This is a genomic window from Rhodococcus sp. PSi06, assembly GCF_054960675.1.
In genome coordinates this window covers 1-21,393 of record NZ_JBHNYO010000008.1, presented here as the reverse complement: position 1 = coordinate 21,393, position 21,393 = coordinate 1, and the positions used below count along the sequence as shown (strand labels likewise).

The 21,393-nt window shown below is 64.2% G+C and carries 15 protein-coding genes and 1 pseudogene; 12 read left to right on the top strand and 4 right to left on the bottom strand.

Features of this window, described 5'->3' with window-relative positions:
• The first annotated feature begins 25 nt into the window (after positions 1 to 25).
• Genes ACFI9K_RS11890 through ACFI9K_RS11880 form a run of 3 tightly spaced genes read left to right on the top strand, consistent with a single transcriptional unit; the run spans position 26 to position 2,387 of the window.
• The gene (locus ACFI9K_RS11890) at positions 26 to 811 is read left to right on the top strand and encodes a hypothetical protein (RefSeq protein ID WP_462663685.1); all 786 of its coding nucleotides are present in this window, start codon (positions 26 to 28) and stop codon (positions 809 to 811) included.
• Positions 808 to 2,019, top strand: coding sequence for a hypothetical protein (locus ACFI9K_RS11885; protein WP_462663684.1), 1,212 nt, complete (start codon positions 808 to 810; stop codon positions 2,017 to 2,019). Before ACFI9K_RS11890 ends, ACFI9K_RS11885 begins: the two co-directional genes overlap by 4 nt.
• Positions 2,016 to 2,387, top strand: a complete 372-nt coding sequence (locus ACFI9K_RS11880) for a hypothetical protein (RefSeq protein WP_462663683.1) — start codon at positions 2,016 to 2,018, stop codon at positions 2,385 to 2,387. The genes ACFI9K_RS11885 and ACFI9K_RS11880 overlap by 4 nt, the downstream gene beginning before the upstream one ends.
• Positions 2,388 to 2,406: 19 nt before the next feature.
• On the opposite strand, the pseudogene ACFI9K_RS11875 reads toward ACFI9K_RS11880, so the two are convergent.
• Positions 2,407 to 2,868: pseudogene (locus tag ACFI9K_RS11875) on the bottom strand (maleylpyruvate isomerase N-terminal domain-containing protein); the annotation flags it as partial.
• 187 nt (positions 2,869 to 3,055) lie between these two features.
• Between ACFI9K_RS11875 and rfbA the strand changes: the two are divergent.
• Both rfbA and ACFI9K_RS11865 read left to right on the top strand, forming a co-directional pair.
• Positions 3,056 to 3,928: a glucose-1-phosphate thymidylyltransferase RfbA gene (rfbA, locus tag ACFI9K_RS11870; RefSeq protein ID WP_462663682.1), complete on the top strand. Its 873-nt coding sequence runs from the start codon at positions 3,056 to 3,058 to the stop codon at positions 3,926 to 3,928.
• On the top strand, positions 3,925 to 4,512 hold the full coding sequence (locus ACFI9K_RS11865; RefSeq protein ID WP_462663681.1) for a dTDP-4-dehydrorhamnose 3,5-epimerase family protein: 588 nt from the start codon (positions 3,925 to 3,927) through the stop codon (positions 4,510 to 4,512). The genes rfbA and ACFI9K_RS11865 overlap by 4 nt, the downstream gene beginning before the upstream one ends.
• An 81-nt stretch (positions 4,513 to 4,593) precedes the next feature.
• Here ACFI9K_RS11865 and ACFI9K_RS11860 read toward each other — a convergent pair whose 3' ends face one another.
• On the bottom strand, positions 4,594 to 5,112 hold the full coding sequence (locus ACFI9K_RS11860) for a GtrA family protein (RefSeq protein WP_462663680.1): 519 nt from the start codon (positions 5,110 to 5,112) through the stop codon (positions 4,594 to 4,596).
• Positions 5,113 to 5,159: 47 nt separating this feature from the next.
• On the opposite strand from ACFI9K_RS11860, the gene ACFI9K_RS11855 reads away from it, so the two are divergent.
• From ACFI9K_RS11855 to ACFI9K_RS11845, 3 genes are read left to right on the top strand one after another with little or no spacing between them, the layout of a single operon-like run.
• Positions 5,160 to 6,611, top strand: a complete 1,452-nt coding sequence (locus ACFI9K_RS11855; protein WP_032405385.1) for an FAD-binding oxidoreductase — start codon at positions 5,160 to 5,162, stop codon at positions 6,609 to 6,611.
• Positions 6,608 to 7,372 (top strand): decaprenylphospho-beta-D-erythro-pentofuranosid-2-ulose 2-reductase, encoded by a 765-nt coding sequence (locus tag ACFI9K_RS11850; RefSeq protein WP_462663679.1) that lies wholly within the window; start codon positions 6,608 to 6,610, stop codon positions 7,370 to 7,372. The genes ACFI9K_RS11855 and ACFI9K_RS11850 overlap by 4 nt, the downstream gene beginning before the upstream one ends.
• A gap of 5 nt (positions 7,373 to 7,377) precedes the next feature.
• Positions 7,378 to 9,333, top strand: coding sequence for a galactan 5-O-arabinofuranosyltransferase (locus ACFI9K_RS11845; protein WP_462663678.1), 1,956 nt, complete (start codon positions 7,378 to 7,380; stop codon positions 9,331 to 9,333).
• 391 nt (positions 9,334 to 9,724) lie between these two features.
• Here the strand turns inward: ACFI9K_RS11845 and ACFI9K_RS11840 are convergent, their stop codons facing one another.
• Positions 9,725 to 11,152 (bottom strand): amidase, encoded by a 1,428-nt coding sequence (locus ACFI9K_RS11840; RefSeq protein ID WP_462663677.1) that lies wholly within the window; start codon positions 11,150 to 11,152, stop codon positions 9,725 to 9,727.
• A gap of 7 nt (positions 11,153 to 11,159) precedes the next feature.
• Positions 11,160 to 11,555 (bottom strand): YybH family protein, encoded by a 396-nt coding sequence (locus tag ACFI9K_RS11835; RefSeq protein WP_462663676.1) that lies wholly within the window; start codon positions 11,553 to 11,555, stop codon positions 11,160 to 11,162.
• Between the two features lie 163 nt (positions 11,556 to 11,718).
• Between ACFI9K_RS11835 and ACFI9K_RS11830 the strand changes: the two genes are divergently transcribed.
• The 4 genes from ACFI9K_RS11830 (at position 11,719) to ACFI9K_RS11815 (ending at position 21,327) form a co-directional block, all read left to right on the top strand.
• Entirely contained in the window at positions 11,719 to 12,693 is a 975-nt protein-coding gene (locus ACFI9K_RS11830; RefSeq protein ID WP_462663675.1) for a helix-turn-helix transcriptional regulator, read from the top strand.
• Between the two features lie 290 nt (positions 12,694 to 12,983).
• Positions 12,984 to 14,753, top strand: coding sequence for a glycosyl transferase (locus ACFI9K_RS11825; protein ID WP_462663674.1), 1,770 nt, complete (start codon positions 12,984 to 12,986; stop codon positions 14,751 to 14,753).
• On the top strand, positions 14,731 to 17,934 hold the full coding sequence (locus ACFI9K_RS11820; RefSeq protein WP_462663673.1) for an arabinosyltransferase domain-containing protein: 3,204 nt from the start codon (positions 14,731 to 14,733) through the stop codon (positions 17,932 to 17,934). Before ACFI9K_RS11825 ends, ACFI9K_RS11820 begins: the two co-directional genes overlap by 23 nt.
• 75 nt (positions 17,935 to 18,009) lie before the next feature.
• The gene (locus ACFI9K_RS11815) at positions 18,010 to 21,327 is read left to right on the top strand and encodes an arabinosyltransferase domain-containing protein (protein ID WP_462663672.1); all 3,318 of its coding nucleotides are present in this window, start codon (positions 18,010 to 18,012) and stop codon (positions 21,325 to 21,327) included.
• Positions 21,328 to 21,393 lie beyond the last annotated feature (66 nt).

Below are 21,393 nucleotides of genomic sequence, written 5' to 3'. Positions count from 1 at the left end.
GTTCGACTTCGGGGGGAGTACGTCAATGGGTCTCGGCAAAATTCTGATTCGTCTCGCGGCATCGGTAGCGCTGCTGGTCGGCATCATGTGGGCAATTCCGAAACTGGCACCGCAGGTGCCGGAACCGTACGCGGGTGTGCAGGCACTGCCGCCGGTGTCGGCGGAAACAACGGGTTCGACGACGGTCCCGCCGCCGCTGCCGCCAGGGTTTCCGTCGATGAACCGTCCACCACCGAAAATCGAGGTGCCCGACGGCCGGCCGCAGCCCATCGCAACCAAATTCGGCTGGACCTACGAGATTCCGGCGGATTGGCGGAACTTCTCGACTGGTATCGCTGGCTGGTCGAATGATGGTAAATCGGTCGTCTACGGTGCCAGCGCCGATTACGGCTACGGCTACTGCCCAGAAGTGGACGGGTCGTCGCTGGCAGAGGCCGGTATGACCGGCCGCAACGGAATGGACTTGCACGCCGCAGCACTGGACGCTGCTCGCGGTGCGGAAGTGGTCTTCGGCGATGACTCCGCTGCCCCGCCACACATCGAATACTCCGAGCCTCAGGACATCGAGGTCGACGGAGAGCCTGCCGTGCGATACACCGTTCGTGGCTCGGGGATCCACGCCAGCGCCACATGCAGCCCAACCACGGCCACGTTCGACGTAGTTGCGATGCCCGGATTCGCAACGGCAACGGTCGCAGTATTCATGGTCCAGCTCGACCGGAACAACGAGGGCTCGCTGGATTACTCGACTGTGGACGCCCTGATCTCGACGCTACGAAAGCCTGATTCGCAGACGGGGCAGCCGCGGTGACCGAGGAGACCTTCGAGGGCGAGCCATCCGAAATTGCCGGCCTCGGAAATCTTCTCGATCGCATCAGCGTCGACACTCTGGCCAGTCACCACTATTTGCTCGACCACGCGAGGCTCGGCGAGAACATAACCGGGCAGATCCTGAAGAGACTGCAGCCCTATATCGACGGCTTCGCAGGCATGACCCGCACCCGACACGTTCACCTCTCTGCCAACTGCAGCGAGATGGGGGCCGAACTCAACAAGGCGGCGTGGCTGTATGCCGATCAGGATCGGCGAAACCACGACCTGCTCAACGCCCACACGTCGCTGCCACCGCTACCCGGCTTGGACCGCGGGAGCTCGGATCGCGCCGCCGTAGGGTCAGTGGACGAATTCGACGGGGCCGCCGACTACGGCCGACCTCACGGTATCGACTATCCCGCACCGAATCCGGCCGTCGACGATGTTCGCGATGCACTGACCGAAGCCGCCGGTTGGCTCGGAGAGATCGACAGGACGATCTTCGAACTCTCCGGATGGAGTCCTCTGAACGAGGCAACCGTTCCGATCACCGGCAATTGGAACGAGATCGGGAGAATCGGCCAGGCTTACCAGATCGCAGGTGACGCAATGGAAGCTGCCGCGGAGTCGTTCGCGACTGGGGTACGCCGCGTCGACAGCTACTGGAACGGTGCTGCCGCACAGGCATTCACCGATTACGCCGACCGACAGACGAACGCGATGCGATGGGAAGGGCCTGCCGGACGAACGGTCTCCGCAGTCTGTACAGCCATCGCCGAGCAACTTCGCGATGCTGCGTTGACAGTGGTTCGGAAAGTCGTCGAACTTCTCGAGTCCGAGGTCGCGGTCGACAACGCCCACGGTGCATTGAAGGTCATGATCAAGAAGGTCCCGGTGGTCGGCACCGCATGGCAGGTCGAGAGCATCGTTGAAATGTGCTGGACAGCAATGGAACTGACCAAGGATCTCATTGTGAAGATCGAAAAGGTGGTCGACGACTTCGGCGCGTTCCTCGACGCGCTCGGTGATCCCGAAGGACAAGCGGGTAAGAAGATCGACGACACGTTAGGCCCGCTGAACGACGTCATCGACGACGGCAAGCAGTTCGTCGAAGCGGGCAGAACAGCAGATATCCGGCCGGTACTCGACACTCCGGACGAGGACTTCTCCGTCGGCACCAGCGACGAACCATGGCGGGACGCATGATCGAGTCCCTTCCTCCGCACGCCCGCGCTGCTTACGACCGACTGATGGCATCCTGCGGCGAGCTTCGGGCTGCACGCACACGAGCGGTGAACACCGAATTACCCGCAGCGAATACCCGAACTGTCACAAAGGAACTGCTGGCCCGCTTGGCATCGTCCCCGCGAGCGTCGTCCGAACTGATTCACTACGCGAGGCGCGTCGAGACTGGAGAGTGCAGCTGGGAACGCATCGCTGTGGACGCCTCTCCGCTGCCTCCGGAGGTCGACGAGCTGAAGCGCGATCCACAGATCGACTGGCCGACCGCGTGGCCCACATCGACCACAGAGGTCGACGTCGGGGCTCAGCCGTACCGAATTCCGTGGGAATGAGCCGACGCCGACGGAGGCCTCAGGAACGCGCGACTGTGCGTCCGGCGAAGGCAGCGAGACGCTCGTAGGCGTTGGCTCCGTCCGGTGCGGGTTGCTCCGGGTCGAAAGCACCTGCTCGGCGTTCGTCGGTCACATTCTCCGACATGAACGCCATCCCCTCCTCCGCCAAGGCCTGGTCGAAATCATCGGTTTCGTGCCCGAGTGCTGTGGCGAGATCCCACGCATGAACCGACAGCTCGGCAGCGACCATGCCGAGCGGTAGCGGTGATCCGGCGTCGATCACCGCCAGCAGTTCACCGGTGCGCTCGGTCCACAACGGGATCGGGTCGGAGACCGATTGTGGCGAGGCCGTCCAATCGATCTCTTCGCCGCGGGCCATCGTGACCAACTGACTCGCGGTGTGCACCAGGTGGTCCGTCAAGTCGGCGACGGTCCACTCGGTACACGGCGTCGACGACGCCCTCGCGTCGCCCGTAGCTGCAGCGAGAAGCGTGGTGACCTAGTTGATGCCGGTATCGATCTGGGTGCGGCTCGTCACGATCGTGGTCCTCGGTTCTCTCGGCGGGCTCGGTATGCGGCGAGCCTAGGTGCACCTCGCAGCCCACGCAGCGAAAATGGGTGACACACAACCGAGCGGGTCATCGGAGCGTCTGGAAGACTGCGCGGTCATGCGGGGAATCATTCTGGCGGGCGGCACCGGCTCGCGTCTTCATCCGATCACCATGGGCGTGAGCAAACAGCTGGTCCCGGTCTACGACAAACCGATGATCTACTACCCACTCTCGACCCTGATCCTGGCCGGGATCCGCGAGATCCTCGTCATCACCACACCCCAGGACGCCGACCAATTCACTCGCCTCCTCGGCGACGGCTCCCAATTCGGCATCTCCTTGACCTACAAAGTCCAGCACGAACCCAACGGACTCGCCCAAGCCTTCGTCCTGGGTGCCGAGCACATCGGCACCGACTCCGCCGCACTGGTCCTCGGCGACAACATCTTCTACGGCCCCGGCCTGGGCACCCAACTCTCCCGCTTCGAGCGCATCGACGGCGGAGCAGTGTTCGCCTACGAGGTCTCCGACCCCACCGCCTACGGCGTCATCGAATTCGACGACAACCGCACAGCGATCTCGCTCGAAGAAAAACCGGCCGCACCGAAATCGAATTACGCCGTCCCCGGCCTGTACTTCTACGACAACGACGTCATCGCCATCGCCCGCGACCTGCACCCCTCCGCCCGCGGCGAATACGAGATCACCGACGTCAACCGCCACTACCTCGACGCCGGCCGACTCCAGGTCGAAGTGCTGCCCCGCGGCACCGCCTGGCTCGACACCGGCACCTTCGACTCCCTCCTCGACGCCTCGAACTACGTACGCACCATCGAACAACGCCAAGGACTCAAGATCGGGGCACCCGAAGAAGTCGCCTGGCGACGAGGATTCATCACCGACGACGAACTCCGCGCACGCGCCGAGACGCTCGTCAAATCCGGCTACGGCCGCTACCTGCTGGACCTTCTCGACCGAGGACACCGATGACCTTCCGTGAACTGACCATCTCCGGAGCCTACGAATACACCCCACGCCAATTCGGGGACGACCGCGGCGTGTTCTTCGAATGGTTCAAAGCCGGCCTCTTCGCCGACACCACCGGCCGCACGCTGGACCTGCAGCAAGCGAACTGCTCGGTCTCCGCCGCCGGAGTCCTCCGCGGAATCCACTTCACCACCAACCCACCCGGCCAAGCGAAATACGTCACCTGCGCCCGCGGCGCATTCCTCGACGTCATCGTCGACCTCCGCGTCGGCTCCCCGACGTTCGGGCAATGGGACAGCGTGCTCATCGACGACATCGACCGCAAAGCGGTGTTCCTCTCCGAAGGACTCGGCCACGCCATCCTCTCCCTCGAAGACAACTCCACCGTCATGTACCTGTGCAGCCTCGAATACACCCCCGCACTGGACCGAGACATCAACCCCCTCGACTCCGCCCTGGGCATCGACTGGCCCACCACCGCACGCGACGGATCGCCTCTGACCTACGAGCTTTCCGACAAAGACAAAGCCGCCCCCACCCTCGCCGAAGCCCTCGAAGCAGGAAACCTACCCACCTTCCAGGTGTAACTCTCCCGTAGGTCTGCTGGGGATCCGGCGCAAACGCGCGCGCATTCGTCATGTGCGAGTGGAATAGCTGACCAATCCGCTCTACCGGATCTTGAAGATCACGAACCGCTGCACGAGGAAGTTGATGACCGTCGCCGTGCCCTGCGCGACGACGAAGGCCACGTTGGCGTACCAGAAACCGTCGGGTAGAGCCTGGTAGAGCCAGGTGTAGATGCCGACCTGGACGGCGAAGGTGACTCCGTACAGCGCCACGACGGCCAGAAAGCGGGCACGCGACGGTGCCGCATTGAACGTCCAACGTCGATTGATCAGATACGCGGTGGTGGTTCCGAGCACGAAGCCGATGGCCTTGGCGAGGGTGACCCCGACGCCGAACACGAAGTGCAGGATCAGGTTGACGCCCTGATCCACGATTGCCGACAGCACCCCCGTCGCCAAGAACCGCAGCACCTGCGTCTTGAGATCGAGGGCCGCGTCGGCGATGTTCTCGGTCAGTGGCAGCTCGACGGGTAACGGAACGTGATGCTGCAGCTCTTCGTCCTCGGGCGACCAGTCGTCGTTCCCGGAGCCGTCTTCGATGGAGCGATCAGGGGTGGACACGAGGACTGACATTAGCTGCTGCTGCGATGCGGGTACCCTCTTGAGCGATGTCCACGACAGCCGACGACGCACTCTTCCCCCTGGAACCACAGGCCGGGAACACTGCGCCGCTACCCACGCAGACCCGCACGATCTCCGGATTCGGTCGCACAGCGCGCTCGACCGGAGAGGTGCTCGCCACCTCCGACCCCGAGCTCATCGCCAACGCGGTCAAGCAGGTCGCCGAGCAGAACGACTCCAAGCCGTCCTATCTGCGACGTGGCGTCATTCCTCGCGGCCTAGGCCGTTCGTACGGGGACAACGCGCAGAACTCCGGCGGGCTCGTCATCGACATGACGGCGCTCAATCGCATCTACAGCATCGACACCGCGACACGGATCGTCGATCTGGACGGCGGCGTGAGTCTCGACCAGCTGATGCGCGCTGCGCTGCCGTTCGGTCTGTGGGTTCCGGTGCTGCCGGGTACGCGTCAGGTCACCATCGGTGGTGCCATCGGGTGCGACATCCACGGCAAGAACCATCACAGCGCGGGTAGCTTCGGCAACCACGTCCGCTCGATGGAACTGCTCACCGCGGACGGTCAGATCCGGCATCTGACGCCGTCGGGCAAGAACGCCAAACTCTTCTGGGCGACGGTCGGCGGCAACGGTCTGACCGGCATCATCCTGCGCGCAACCATCGAGATGACGCCGACCGAAACGGCGTACTTCATCAACGACGGCATCCGCACCGAGAGCCTCGACGAGACAGTCGCCGCTCATCAGGACGGCACCGAGGACAACTACACGTACTCGAGCGCCTGGTTCGACGTCATGAGTGCGCCGCCCAAGCTCGGGCGCGCGACGATCACTCGCGGCTCGCTCGCGAAGTTCGACGAACTTCCCGCGAAACTGCAGAAGGATCCGTTGAAGTTCGACGCACCCCAGCTGTTGACGGTGCCGGACATCTTCCCGATCAGTGGGCTGAACAAGCTGTCGATGAGCATGATCGGCGAGGCCTACTACCGCATGGGCGGAAACTACACCGGCAAGGTGCAGAACCTGACGCAGTTCTACCACCCACTCGACCTCGTCGGTGAGTGGAACCGGGGCTACGGCCCCAAGGGATTCCTGCAGTACCAGTTCCTCGTTCCCACCGAGGCGCTCGAGGAGTTCAAGGACATCATTCGGTTCATCCAGCGTTCCGGTCAGTACTCGGCGCTCAACGTCTTCAAGCTGTTCGGACCGGGAAACAAAGCGCCGCTGAGCTTTCCGATGGCCGGCTGGAACGTGGCGATGGACTTCCCGATCAAGGCGGGCCTGAACGAGATGGTGCGCGAGCTCGACAAGCGCGTGCTCGAATTCGGTGGTCGCCTCTACACCGCGAAGGATTCTCGCACCGACGCCGAAACCTTCCACTCGATGTATCCCCGGATCGACGAATGGATCAAGGTCCGCCGATCCGTCGACCCCACAGGCGTTTTCGCCTCCGATATGGCCAGAAGGCTGGAACTGCTGTGACGATAGACGCCGTAGGTAACCCGCAGACGATTCTCGTTCTGGGTGGCACCAGCGAGATCGGACTCGCAATCACCGAGGAGTACCTGTCGAATTCTCCGGCACGCGTCATCCTCGCTGCGCTGCCCAACGATCCGCTGCGCGAGAGTGCCGTCGCGCAACTGACCGCGAAGGGCGCAAAGTCGGTCGAGGTCATCGACTTCGATGCTCTCGACACCGCGTCGCACCCGAAGGTGATCGACGCCGCCTGGGCCAAGGGTGACGTCGATGTCGCCATCGTCGCCTTCGCCGTCGACTTCGATGCCGAGCAGCTCTGGCAGGACCAGCGCAAGGCCGTCCTCGCCGCGAACATCAACTACACCGCTTCGGTGTCGGTCGGTGTGCTGCTGGGCGAGAAGATGAAGGCGCAGGCGTACGGCCGCATCATCGTCATGTCCTCGGTGGCAGGCGAGCGGGTTCGTCGCTCCAACTTCGTCTACGGCTCCACCAAGGCCGGCCTCGACGGGTTCTACCTCGGACTCGGAGAAGCGTTGCGCGAGTTCGGCCCTCGGGTCACCGTCGTTCGCCCGGGCATGGTGCGCACCAAGTTCAGCGCGCACGTCAAGGAAGCGCCGATGACCGTCGACAAGGAGGTCATCGCGAAACTCGCGGTGAACGCGTCACGCAAGGGCACCCCGCTCATCTGGACTCCCGCACCGTGGCGTCTGGTGATGATGGTGCTGCGACACGTACCGCGGCCGATTTTCCGCAAGCTGCCCATCTGATCTCGATGACTGACGGGGTTGCACCGGCCCGCAGAACCGCTTCTGCCGCTGGGGAGATCGCTCTCGGTGCGCTCGTCGCAGTCGTGGTGGCGACGGTCGGGTTGTACGCCTTCTCACTGGTTCAGTGGCCGGCGTTCAACTCGTCCAACGTCACTCGCGCTCAAACAACCCTGGGCCAGGTAGTAGCTGCGGCCCTCTTCGCCGCGTCGATCTACCTGTACCGAATCCAGAAGTGGCCGTGGGTCGCTCGGCTTGCGACGTGGGTCGGCCTGTCCGGCTTCGTCACCGTCACCCTCGGTATGCCCTTGGCCGCAACCAAGCTGTACCTGTTCGGCATCTCCGTCGACCAAGAGTTTCGTACCGAATACCTGACGCGCCTGACCGATTCGGCGTCGTTGCGCGACATGACGTACGCCGACATCCCGCCGTTTTATCCTGCCGGCTGGTTCTGGCTCGGTGGACGCGTCGGCAACGTACTGGGCATGGACGGCTGGGAAGTGTTCAAGCCCTACGCAATCGGGCTGCTTGCTGTCACATCGGTCGTATCGTTCGTGCTGTGGAAGGCGCTGATCCGTGCCGACTGGGCCGTCGCCGTCAGCGCCGTCACCACTGCACTCGTCGTCGCCTACGCCTCCCCCGAGGCCTACAGTGCTGTCATCGTGCTGCTGTTCGCCCCGGCATTGCTGCTGGCTTGGGGTGCGTTGCACCGGCCCGCCGGGATGAATGTGGCATTCAGTCAGTCAGACGGAAAGAATGGGACATTCATCCCGAGTGGGGGGCGCGCAGGCGGGTGGGGCGCAGTGCTCGGTACCGGCCTCTTCCTCGGACTGGCCGCGACGTTCTACACCCTGTACCTCGGTCTGGCCGCGTTCACCGTAGTACTGATGGCCCTGTTCGCGGGCGTTCTGGCCTACCGCGAGCGCAAAGCCTGGCGCGCACTGGTTCCCATCGTGATCAAGGTCGCCGCGATCGCCGTCATATCGGGTCTCATCGCCGCGACGGTGTGGCTGCCGTACCTCGTCGACTTCCTGCGCGGCGCACCGTCCACGTCGGGTACCGCACTGCACTATCTGCCCGAAGCCGGTGCAACGCTTCCTTTCCCGATGTTCGAATTCTCGATGATGGGTGCGCTGTGCCTCATCGGAACGGTGTGGATCGCGGTGCGATTCTCGTCGTCGCGTCGAGCACAAGCACTGGGCGTCGGCGTCGTCTCGATCTACCTGTGGACACTGCTATCCATGGCGGCATCGGCCGCGGGCACCACCTTGCTCTCGTTCAGACTCGAAGCGGTCTTGATCGTATTGCTCGGCAGCGCAGGGGTTTTCGGCTTCCTCGAAGGTAGCCACGCGCTCTATCAGGCGATCAACGAGCCACCGAAGTTCCGTATCGCCGCCGTCGCCGTGGCGATCATCGGTGCGATGGCCTTCGCGCAGAACATCCCACAGGTGCTGCAAACCGAGATCACCGTCGCGTACTCCGACACCGACGGTGACGGTAACCGCGCCGACATGCGTCCACCGAGCGCGGTCTCGTACTACCGCGAGGTCGACGAGACCTTGACCGAGCAGACCCAGCGCCCGCGCGACGAGACCGTCCTCCTGACCGCCGACACGTCGTTCCTCAGCTACTACCCGTACTTCGGCTTCCAGGGATTGACGTCGCACTACGCGAACCCACTGGCGCAGTTCGATCAGCGAGCCCAGGCCATCGAGCAGTGGACCGAGCTCGAGACACCCGATCAGTTGATCGACGCGCTCGACAACAGCCAGTGGCGCGCGCCCGATGCGTTCCTGTTCCGACGCGGAGCCGACGGCTACACCCTGCGCCTGGCCGAGGACGTCTACCCCAACGACCCGAATGTGCGCCGCTACACCGTTACCTTCCCCGAATCACTGTTCGAGGATCCGCGGTTCACCGTCACCGACATCGGCCCCTTCGCATTGGTGGTTCGAACTACCTGACAGGGTGTTTCACCTTGCGCGTGCAATCGAGCTTCGCCGTGGAGTAGCGCGTTGCCGTAGAGGCAGGTGCCCGCGATCCACGAGCGAGCCGGTATCGACGTCGGGTGATCCGCGCACCGCATGAAGAAGTCGACGAAGAGGCCAACCATGCGCACGAGCCGTGGCACACATCAGCGGTTGGTACCGCTGATGTGTGCCACCCGAGATTTCCGATGACCGGTCCACTGGGTGCATCGGCCGATTCCACAAGAATTCTCACCGACCCCACCGGATACAGGAGCACCATCAGGCGCGGCCGTGTTGCCGGCGTCGGCTTGACCTTGAAAGGAGCAGTGAGTGATGGAACCACCACACTCGGTCGACACCATCCGCGAGCTGCCTCGATACCGGTTCAGGGTATGGCGTCGTAGCTCCCGATCCACGGTCGTTTCGCTTCGATCACCCGGCCGACTCTGAGCAACGTCGTCTCGGCTCGGTGCCGCCCGGCGATCTGGAATCCGACGGGCTTTCCGTCAGAGGTCATCCCGGCTGGCACAGTGAGTGCTGGTGCGCCGAGCATGTTGTACGGGTACGTGAGCAGCCAGTCGAGCACTTGCTCCCGGACGCTGCGTCCATCCAGCCACTTCGGGGCGAACTGGTCGAGCGGAAACGCTGCGCTGGTCAGCGTCGGTGACACAACGACGTCGAAGCGGGTGAGAAACTCTGTCCAGGTGTTCCACATCGCGCCTCGTTCGGCGTCGGCGCGGCCCACATCGACAGCGGTTGTGCGTTCGGCGTCGGCCATGATCTCGATCAGATTGTCGTCGACTTTTCCGCGCATGGACTGCCAATCGAATAGGTCGTACGCGGTCGAGAAGCCTGGTACCCAGGTCGAATTCCACATCGCCTGTGAGGGCGGCCGCCAATCCGGACCTGCATGTGTGATGTCCGCACCGGCGTCGGACAGCACATCGAGCACCTGCTCACACTGGCGCAAGACCTCCGGGTCCACATGCTGCCCTGTACCGAGGTCCGGCGACCAGGCAATTTTCATCCCGGTGATGTCGCTGTCGTGCCTCTGCAGGAACGGGCTTCGGGCCTCCGGGAGAGACAGCGGATCCGACACATCGGGACCGGCGAGAACGTCCAACATCAAAGCGTTGTCATCGATCGTTCGTGTGATCGGTCCGTGGAACAACCAGGTGTTGTAGCGGCCAGGGAATAGAGTCTGCGGAATAACGCCCGTTGTGGGCTTGAGCCCCACTGTGCCGCAGAGCGATGAGGGGATGCGCACCGATCCAGCTCCATCGCTTCCTTCTGCGAGTGGAGTTACACCGGCGGCCACCGAAGCCGCGGCCCCACCGCTGGAACCACCGGCAGTGTGTCCGTGGGCAAACGGATTGTGGGTCGGTCCGAACAGATGGTTGTCGCATCCGCCGTAGTAGCCCATTTCCGGGGTGTTCGTCTTGCCGATGAACAGGCCCCCGGACTCACGCATGCGGGTCACTATCGCCGCATCGGTGGTACCGAGCCTGTCCGCGAACGGCTGGAAGCCCATCGTGAAGGGCAACCCTCGCATTTCCGTCAGGTCCTTGATGGTGTACGGCACACCGTGTAGCGCGCCTCGAAAGTCCCCGGTTCGCGCTTCGTCATCGAGTGTGCGCGCGTCGGCCATGACCTGGTCTCGATCGACGTAGATGAGAGCATTCAACGTCGGGTTGGTGGCATCCAACCGATCGAGTGCCGCCTCAGCGACGTCGACCACACGCAGATCTCCACTTTTCACAGCAGCCGCGAGATCCGAGGCGGACAGGTGTCGATAGTCGTCCAACTTTGTCATGTTCGCCTCACGCCTGCTCGTCGGATTCTGCATTCCAAATGTCCGTTTCGTAACGCCATCCATTGGACGTCAGCATCCAGAACACGACGTATTTCAGTCCGCTCTTCGATGTGGACCCGTCTGCACTCGCCATCGTCAGATCGCCTCGACCGATTTCGCGAGCTACGTCTCCGAAGAAGTCGAGTGCGACGGTTTCGAGTTCGATAGCGACACCCCCGGCATCGATGACCCCTTGCCAGAACGACGCGATCTCGTCTCGGCCGTGCACGGTGGGACCGCCAGGAGGCAGCAGGATCGCGTTGTCGACATACACGCTGGCGACCCCGGCGCCATCCCCCCGCGAAAAGGCTTCACCGAAGCCGCGGTTGAGGTCTTCGATCTGACTCAAATGATCTGACGACATCTGTGTGCCTCTCGTTCGTACTGGTGGAGGCTGTAAACATATGAGCGGATGGGCATCGCCCGACATACGTCAAGTTGCGTATCTTTCGGTCTTGAAACTCCGTTTCAACCGGCGACGCGTAACCTGATCGAGGACCGGCTACCGATCCGAGGTGAGGCCATCCATGGATTTCGAGCACACTTTGAGCGAGGTCTCGTGGGTCGCGGCGGAGAGCATTCCGGCTCATGTGGAGCGGGACGCCCATCAAATTTTGGCACTGATCAACGAGTGGATCCCGCTGGCGGGTTGCTCGGTGGCGGCATATGACCCGGTCGAGCGTCGCCACCTGACGGTTGCAAGCGACGGATACCCGCCGAGCGTCGTCGAGTATCTCGACACAGGGTTCGTCACACGAGACGAAGCATTCTCATTCATGGAGAACGTAGATCCCACTCCTCGCCGCTGGCGCGATTTTCCTTTCGACTACGGGAGATCATTTTCGATACAGGAGGTCTTCGGTCCGAACGGGTACACGGACGGTACGACGATGCGTCTGTACACACGCGACGGCCGATACACCGGATGTCTGCACCTGAACGCTGACAGTGAGGTGGCCCTGGCGGGGCCCACCGTCACCCACCTTCTCCGTCTCCAAGGCGTTCTCGGCGCGCTGGTCGACAAAAATCGTGCCATCGCAGGTCTGTTGGCAACGATGCCCACGGCCGCCGACGGAACAGCGCTGGTCCGTCTCGACGGTTCCATCGCAGAGGTCGCAGGTACAGACCAGGGCCCAATGCTGACGGCCGACTCCGACCTGGTATCCGCGCTACTGCGCTTCTCCCAGTCCGGGGTCAGCAAGATCAGCAGGTGGAGAGATCACCGCGGCCGGTGGCACACCGTCCATACCCAGGCCGTACCCGGCGGTCTACTGGTCCGCGAGTCGACCGAACCGCTTCCCTACATGCTCACGTCGGCGGAATTGCAGGTTCTGGACGGCCTCACCCGCGGGTCTACCAACAGTGCCATCGCATCGTCGATCGGTTGCTCGGCTCGCACGGTCGGCAAGCATCTCGAACATATCTTCATCAAGATCGGTTGTGGCACAAGGTCTCACGCGGCAGTAATCGCAGCGTCACAAGGACTGACCGTCCTACAGTGAAGCACTGCAACACGTTCTGTGAGGGTAGGACGCGCTCTTCGGGATATGACGCCGGCGGGCATTGCCGCCATCCCCGCCACCAGTGGCCGGTCGGCACAGATCAGGTGTCGTCCGGCTGCCAACCGGGTTACATCTACGCGGAGACCAGTCGGCCGGAGTATCGATCTTGTGCACAGCGCTACAGCCGGACGAAATGGCGACCCACAATCAGCGAGCGCGTCACTACCCACCTATGTGACCCAGGTCGTTCGAGTTTTCGCCCACCGTGATCTTTCTGTAATCTCGACGCGATGACCACCCACGACCAGAGCGTTCTCGAGCGGCAGCCGATCACGGCACCGGCTCGACACTCTGGCGTCGGGCGGGGCGACGTCGTGGCGGCAGTCGGATTTCTGATCGCCGCCGTCTACGTCCTGCAGGGTCAGTGGCGCAATCTGAACGGCGGCTACCTCTACAACAGTGGCCAGGATCAGACGATGTGGGAGTGGTTCTTCTCCGTCGCGGCCCATGCCGTCGCGCATCTGGACAACCCACTGTCGAGTGACCTGCAGAATTACCCACTCGGGGTGAATCTGATGGCGAACACCGCGATGTTCGGCATCTCGATTCCACTGGCTCCGATCACGTTGCTCTTCGGACCGACGGTCACCTGGGCGATCGCCCTCACCGCCGGCCTCGCCGGAACCTCGTTCGCCTGGTACTGGCTGTTCTCGCGTCAGCTCAACGCCTCCAAGGGTGCCGCCGCGATCGGCGGTGCGCTGTGCGGATTCGCTCCCGGCGCGATTTCCCACGCCAACGGCCACCCCAACTTCGTGGTGCTGTTCCTGCTCCCGGTCATCGCGATGCTGGTCACCCGCATCGCCCACGGCGGCGGAACCACCAAGAACACCGTCGGGCTCGGCCTGATCGTCGCGCTGCAGATCCTGCTCGGCGAAGAGCCGCTGCTGATCTTCGCGATGTCGTTCGCCATCTTCGCCGTCGTCTACTACGTGTCGCGGCCACGTTCTCTCTGGCCCGCCGTCCGCAATGCGGTGCCCCGGCTCGCTGTCTCCGCGAGTATCGCGCTGGCGATCGTCGCGTTGCCGCTGTGGTGGCAGTTCTTCGGGCCGCAGTCGTATTCCTTCCTCGAACACGGCCCGATGGGCAACGACGCGAAGGCCCTGTTCCAGTTTCCGACGCAATCGATCGGCGGAGTCGCGACTCCGGGGCAGAACGTCCGCATCAACGCCACCGAGGAGAATGCGTACTTCGGGTGGCCGTTGCTGGTGCTGTGCCTGGTGGCGGCCGTGTGGATGTGGCGCGTCGCCTGCGCCAGAGCGGCGGTAGCAACGGCCGTCGTCATGAGCGTGCTGTCACTGGGTGCCACACTGATGATCGGCAAGAACGACACCGGCATCACCCTGCCGTGGACGAAGCTCGCCGAGTACCCCCTGGTCGAATCCGTCCTCGAGACCCGCTTCGCGTTGGGCGCGGTACCGGCGCTGGCCCTGCTGCTCGTGCTGGCCACCGATCGGACGTTCCGGAACGGGCTGCGTCCACTGCCTGCGTTCTGGATCGCCGGACTCGCGCTCGCACTCGTTCCGTTGATCCCGACGCCGCTGGTCGCCGTCGACAAATCTCCGACGCCGGAATTCTTCGCCGACGGCGAGTGGGAGAACTTCGTCGACGACGGTTCCGTTGTCACCGTGCCCCTGCCCCGGCCCGAGGACGCCCGTCCGCTGCGCTGGCAGATGGACGCCGACATGGGCTTCAAGCTGGCAGCAGGGTACTTCGTCGGACCGAGCGATCAAGAAGAGAAGGTTGCCAAGTACGGAGCCGTCGACCGGCCGACGGCACTGTTGCTGGGTTCGGTATACGACCAGGGCACTGTCCCGGAGATTACCGACGATCAACGCGCGCAGGCCGTCGAAGATCTGACGTTCTGGGAGGCCGACGTCGTCGTACTGCCGCCGAGCAAGCGGACCGTTGCACTGCGCGCCACCGTCACCGAACTGCTCGGCCTGCAGCCGGAATACACCGGTGGCGTATGGGTGTGGGATGTGCGCACGCTCGTCCAATAACATCGCCGGTGTGCCTGAGACCGCTCCGAAACTCGAGACCGCCCGGCTGGTAGCGATCATCACCGGCATCATCGGTGCGGTTCTGGCCATCGCGACTCCCCTGTTGCCGGTTCAGCAGGACGTCGCTGCGCTCTCGTGGCCGCAGAGCTCGTTCGGCAGCGTGAACGCCCCGCTGGTCAGCTACTCGCCCGTCGACCTCGAGGCAACCGTTCCCTGCAGCGCAGCCACTGCGCTCGCCGACGGCGGCACGCTGGTGTCCACCGCACCCATCGCAGCTGCGAAGACCGAGCAGAAAGCACTGATCGTGCGGGTCGACGACGGCCGACTGCAGGTGCTGCTGCGCGATCGCGTTCTCGCCGAGGCACCCGTCGACGAGCTGAGCGGTAACTGCGCGCTGACAGTGTCCTCGAACGCCACCCGCACGGTCGTCGACCTCGACGGCGAGGCGAACACCGTGGACGGAGACGTTCGGCCCCAGGTCGTGGGCGTGTTCACGGATCTCGACGCACCGGTCGACGGACTGAACGTGCGCGTGGACATCGACTCGCGCTACTCCTCCGCACCGACGACGTTCAAATTGCTGGCGATGATCGTCGGCGCACTCGCTGTCATCGCCGCCCTGTTCGCGCTGCACCGGCTCGACGGCATGGATGGGCGACGCCACCGCCGATTCCTTCCCTCGCGCTGGAAGTCCGTGACCGGCGTCGACGCCGTCGTGGTGGGTGTGCTCGTTCTGTGGCACTTCATCGGCGCGAACACCTCCGACGACGGTTACCTGCTCAACATGGCCCGCGTCTCCGAGAACGCCGGTTACATGGCCAACTACTTCCGCTGGTTCGGCGTTCCGGAAGCACCGTTCGGCATGCCCTACTACGACATGCTGGCTGCCCTCGCCAAGGTCAGCACGGCCAGCATCTGGATGCGCCTGCCCGCCACCATCGCGGCGTTGCTGTGCTGGCTGGTCATCAGCCGCGAGGTCATCCCGCGCCTCGGCCGCGCGGTTCTCACCAACCGTGTCGCACTGTGGACCGCCGGATTCGTGTTTCTCGCGTTCTGGCTCCCCTACGACAACGGACTGCGCCCGGAACCGATCATCGCCCTCGGCGCATTGTTGACGTGGTGCTCGATCGAACGCGCCATCGCTACCGGACGGCTGCTCCCCGCCGCGATCGGCACCCTGATCGCCGCATTCTCGCTCGCCGCCGGACCCACCGGCCTGATCGCCGTGGCCGCTCTGCTCGCCGGGCTGCGGCCACTGGTGATGATCGTGGTCAAGCGAGCCCGTGACGTGGGTCTGCTCGCCGTTCTCGCGCCGCTGATCGCGTCGGGACTGGCGGTGTTGATCGCGATCTTCGCCGATCAGACGCTGAGCACGGTACTCGAGGCGACACGGGTGCGCTCGGCCATCGGACCGAACGTGCCGTGGTTCGAGGAACGCGTGCGCTGGGACGCACTGATGACCATCGCACCCGACGGTTCGCTCGCCCGAAGATTCGGCATGTTCGCGATGCTGCTGTGCATCGTCGTGTGCATCGCGGTGATGCTCCGCAAGAACGGACGCATCCCGGGCACGGCCACCGGGCCATCGCGTCGGATACTCGGAATCATCTTGGGCGCGTTGGCTTTGATGATGTTCACGCCCACCAAGTGGACCCACCACTTCGGTGTGTACGCCGGTCTCGCGGCGTCGCTGGCCGCACTGGCGGCAGTGGCCGTGACTGCGGCGACCGCGCGATCTCCGCGTAACAGAACGCTGTTCACCGCCGCCGTGCTGTTCATGACGGCGGTCGCGTTCACCAGCTCCAACGGTTGGTGGTACGTGTCGAGTTACGGCATTCCGTGGTTCGACAAGCCGCCGTCCATTGCCGGCAAGGGCTTCTCGACGATCCTGCTCGGCCTGACGGTGCTGACACTGCTGTACGCGGGCTACCAACACCTCCGATTGCCTTATCGCACAGCAGAAACTACTACGCGTCGCCGCTTCGCACCGTCCGCGCTGACCATCGTGGCCGGCGGTGTCGTTGCCTTCGAGGTGCTCTCGTTCGTCAAAGGTACTGTGGCGCAATACCCCGCGTACTCCATCGCGCGCTCGAACTTCTCGGCCCTGGCCGGCAACTCGTGCGGACTCGCCGGTGATGTGCAGGTGGAGACCGACGTCAACGGATCAGTGCTGCAACCGATCGAACCCGCCGCGGATGCGCTCGGAGCAGGTGGCAGCACCGGATTCACACCGGACGGCGTCGCGCAGGATCTGACCGCAGACTCCGAGGACACCGCACAGGGCAGTGCCAATTCCATCCGGCCGCAGGACTCCGAGGAGAGCGCAGCGGCGACGTCGTCGAACTCGGCCGGAACGTCCGGCGGCACCAACGAGAACGTCGGAATCAACGGCAGCACAGTCGCTCTGCCCTTCGGCCTCGATTCCGCGACCACACCGGTGCTGGGTAGCTTCGGTGCCACCGAGCCTGCGTCCCTGACCTCGGGTTGGTACTCGCTGCCCGAAGACGGCGACCTCATTGCCATCGCTGCCGCCGGTCGAATCCGATCGGTGGACAAGGACGGCATCGTCACCCCGGGCCAAACCGTCGAACTCGAATACGGACGCCGCGACGGCAGCGACGTCCGGGCACTGGGCCGCGTCACACCCCTCGACATCGGCCCGGCACCGTCGTGGCGCAACCTGCGGGTCCCCATGAGCGACCTACCGGCCGAGGCGAACGCCGTTCGCATAGTCGCCGAGGACAACGATCTGACCGGCGATCAATGGCTTGCCGTCACCCCGCCGCGCGTCCCGAGGACACAGACACTGAACTCGCTGGTCGGATCGACCGATCCGGTGTTGCTGGACTGGGCCGTCGGACTGGCGTTCCCGTGCCAGCGACCCTTCGATCATCGCGACGGCGTAGCCGAGGTACCGAAGTACCGAATTCTGCCCGACCGCACCGGGGCCGAATCCACCAACGCCTGGCAGGACTCGATCGGCGGTGGCCCACTCGGCTGGACCGAACTACTGCTCGGAGCCCAGACACTGCCGTCGTATCTCGCCGACGACTACGCCCGGGACTGGGGTTCGATCGAGAGATACACGCCACTCGATCCTTCTGCCGCGACCGCTCGGATCACCGTCGAGCAGCAGTCGCGGTCCGGACTGTCCAGCGACGGACCGATGAAAACCGACTGATTCCCCGTTTCTGGAACGGTTACGGGGCCGGTGCCTGTGTGACCTCTACGTCACGCTCGCATAACATCGACAATCGTGCCCGACGTCGTGACAGATTCATCAGCTGGTCCTCTCGTCCCCGCTCCACTCGGAGCCTCGGACGAACTTCGTGCTCAGGTACGAATCCCTCGGCTGATCGCCATGGTCGCCGGCGTGCTCGGTGTGCTGTTCGCACTGATCACCCCGTTCGCGCCTGTCACCGAGACCGACGCGACCATCTCGTGGCCGCAGAACGGGCTCCTGGAGGACGTGGACGCCCCGCTGGTGTCCCAGGCACCGGTGAGCCTCACAGCGACACTGCCGTGCTCTGCTGTCGCCGCACTTCCCGCGTCGGGCGGGTTGTTGTTGGCGACCGCACCCCCACAGGGTGAAGGCGCTGCACTGAACAGTTTGTTCGTGCGCGTCGGCGAATCGAACGTCGATGTGCTCGACCGCAACGTCGTCGTCGCGACGGCACCTCGCGCCGACGTCCAGAGCACTCGCTGCGCAGCCATCGAGATCACCTCGAACGACGAGTACACCTCCGCCGCCTTCACCGGACTGACCGACGACGACGGCAGGCCGCTGCAAGGCCGGCTCGACGGCGATCTACGTCCCCAGGTCGTCGGCATCTTCAGCGATCTGAGCGGCGCGGCCCCGGCCGACATGTCCGTCACCGTCGACGTCGACTCCCGCTTCTCCTCGTCGCCGACGTTGCTCAAGGGTCTGATCATGATCCTCGCGATCGCCTGCACCGTCTTGGCGATCGGCGCACTCGGCCGGCTCGACGGCACCGACGGCCGCGCGCACCGCCGCTTCTTCCCGTCCCATTGGTGGAAATTCACCGGAGTCGACGTCACCGTCGTCGGCGTCCTGCTGGGATGGCACTTCGTCGGCGCGAATACCTCCGACGACGGCTACCTGCTCACGATGGCCCGCGCCGCGGACCACTCCGGCTACATGGCCAATTACTTCCGCTGGTTCGGCGTACCCGAAGCGCCGTTCGGCTGGTACTACGACGTGCTCGCCGTCTTCGCCAAGGTCTCGACCGCGAGCCCGTGGATGCGCCTGCCTGCCCTCATCGCCGCAGTCCTGTGCTGGATGGTGATCAGCCGTGAGGTCGTTCCGCGCCTCGGCCGTGCCGTGCGTAAATCCAACGTCGCCCTGTGGACCGGCGGACTGGTGTTCCTGGCCTTCTGGCTCCCCTACAACAACGGCCTCCGTCCCGAGCCGATCGTCGCTCTCGGCGCACTGCTCACCTGGTGCTCGATAGAACGCTCCATCGCCACCGGACGCCTCCTGCCCGCCGCCGCAGCGTGCCTCATCGGAGCCTTCACCCTCGCCGCGGCTCCCACCGGATTGATGTGTGTGGCAGCCCTTCTCGCCGGAGCCCGACCGATTGCGCGGATCGTCGTCCGACGCCACCGCCAGGTCGGCACCCTCGCACTGCTGGCACCGTTGGCCGCGGCCGGTGTGCTCGTCCTCGTCGTGGTGTTCGCCGACCAGACGTACGCGACGGTCATCGAATCCACCCGAGTGCGCACCATCATCGGCCCCAACGAGGCCTGGTACCAAGACTTCCTGCGGTACTACTACCTGTTCGTCCAGACCGTGGACGGCTCCGTCGCGCGCCGCTTCGCGTTCCTGGCGATGATCCTGTGCTTGTTCACCACACTGTTCGTACTGCTGCGTCGTCGACGCATCCCCGGTATTGCGAACGGGCCGGCCTGGCGTCTGCTCGGCGTCGTGCTCGGCACCATCTTCTTCATGATGTTCAACCCCACCAAGTGGACTCACCACTTCGGTTCCTACGCCGGAATCGCCGGTGGACTCGCGGCCCTGACCGCCGTCGCCGTCTCTGCCAGCGCCCTGCGTTCGCGGCGCAACCGATCGCTGTTCGCGGCCGGGCTGATGTTCGTTCTCGCACTGTCGTTCTCGGGCATCAACGGCTACTGGTACGTCTCGAGCTACGGCGTGCCGTGGTTCGACAAGACGGTGTCGTTGGGTGGCAACGAATCGGGCACCCTGTTCCTGATCCTGTTCGGACTGGTACTCGCCGTGGCCGCCTTCCAGTACCTGCGCGAGGGATACGCTCCCCCGCAGCCGAAGCCGACATCCGAGCGCGGAAAGCGCATCCGAAAGTTCGCCGCGGCACCGCTGACCGTCATCGCCGGAATCATGGTGCTGTTCGAGGTGCTCTCGCTCGTCAAGGGTGCCGTCTCGCAGTACCCCGCCTACTCGCTCGCACGCTCGAATGTGCAATCGATTCTGGGCAATTCGTGCGGGCTTGCCAACGACGTACTCGTCGAATCCGATCCCAACGCAGGCATACTCAGCCCATTGCCGGGCGAATTCGATGCCACCGCAGGCCCGCTCGGCGGATCGAGCTCCACCCTGCGTAACTTCACCGCAAACGGCATTCCCAGCGACCTCAGTGCCGACGCCGTGGAAGTCAAACCAGGACAAGGTAACACCGACCAACAGGCCGTCGGACCGGCCTTCGAGGAAGGCCAGAGTTCCGGAACCGCAGGCGGCACCGGAGCAGTGGGCGTCAACGGCTCCAATGCAGCCCTGCCCTTCGGCCTCGACCCCGCCACCACCCCGGTACTCGGCTCGTACCAGGAAGGCATCCAAGAGCCCGCGGAGGCGACGTCGAGCTGGTACCAACTGCCCGCTCGTAGCGACGACGCACCCCTGGTCGTCTTCTCCGCAGCCGGACGCATCTGGTCGTACGACGACACCGGAGCCCTCACCTACGGACAGTCGCTCCTGCTCGAATACGGCAAGCGTCAGCCCGACGGAACCGTCCAAGCTCAGGGAACCTTCCTCCCACGAGACATCGGACCCGCGCCCTCCTGGCGTAACCTACGAATCCCGTTGTCGGACATCGCACCCGACGCCGACGCCGTCCGTATCGTCGCCAACGACCCCAACCTCACCGGCGACCAGTGGCTCGCGTTCACCCCGCCGCGAGTCCCGGTGATGGACAACCTCAACACCATGATCGGCAGCGAGCAGCCCGTACTGCTCGACTGGGCCGTCGGACTGCAGTTCCCGTGCCAACGACCCTTCGACCACCGATACGGCGTCGCCGAGGTGCCCGGATACCGCATCCTCCCCGACCGCCCACTGGCCGTCAGCTCCACCGACACCTGGCAATCGGGCGAGAACGGCGGCCCCCTGGGATGGTCCGAACTGCTCGCCAAGCCCATCACCGTCCCCACCTACCTGAAAAACGACTGGGCGAGGGACTGGGGATCACTCGAGCGCTACGAGCAGTACTACCCGAACGCTGTGCCCGCTGACGTGGACACCGCCGACACCACCCGATCGGGTTGGTACAAGAACGGTCAACTGCGAGTATTCGAGGACTGATCGGTCCCGCCCGCTTCGCCCGCCCCCCTTTGGGATCAATGTCCCTTTGTTGCACTCTGACTGACT

Excerpts from the sequence above, each read along its gene's own strand:
- ACFI9K_RS11845 (WP_462663678.1), top strand. The coding sequence starts at position 7,378 with ATGACTGACGGGGTTGCACCGGCCCGCAGAACCGCTTCTGCCGCTGGG.
- ACFI9K_RS11865 (WP_462663681.1), top strand. The coding sequence starts at position 3,925 with ATGACCTTCCGTGAACTGACCATCTCCGGAGCCTACGAATACACCCCA.
- ACFI9K_RS11890 (WP_462663685.1), top strand. The coding sequence starts at position 26 with ATGGGTCTCGGCAAAATTCTGATTCGTCTCGCGGCATCGGTAGCGCTG.
- rfbA (WP_462663682.1), top strand. The coding sequence starts at position 3,056 with ATGCGGGGAATCATTCTGGCGGGCGGCACCGGCTCGCGTCTTCATCCG.
- ACFI9K_RS11840 (WP_462663677.1), bottom strand. The coding sequence starts at position 11,152 with ATGACAAAGTTGGACGACTATCGACACCTGTCCGCCTCGGATCTCGCG.
- ACFI9K_RS11880 (WP_462663683.1), top strand. The coding sequence starts at position 2,016 with ATGATCGAGTCCCTTCCTCCGCACGCCCGCGCTGCTTACGACCGACTG.
- ACFI9K_RS11825 (WP_462663674.1), top strand. The coding sequence starts at position 12,984 with ATGACCACCCACGACCAGAGCGTTCTCGAGCGGCAGCCGATCACGGCA.
- ACFI9K_RS11820 (WP_462663673.1), top strand. The coding sequence starts at position 14,731 with ATGTGCGCACGCTCGTCCAATAACATCGCCGGTGTGCCTGAGACCGCT.
- ACFI9K_RS11835 (WP_462663676.1), bottom strand. The coding sequence starts at position 11,555 with ATGTCGTCAGATCATTTGAGTCAGATCGAAGACCTCAACCGCGGCTTC.
- ACFI9K_RS11855 (WP_032405385.1), top strand. The coding sequence starts at position 5,160 with ATGTCCACGACAGCCGACGACGCACTCTTCCCCCTGGAACCACAGGCC.
- ACFI9K_RS11830 (WP_462663675.1), top strand. The coding sequence starts at position 11,719 with ATGGATTTCGAGCACACTTTGAGCGAGGTCTCGTGGGTCGCGGCGGAG.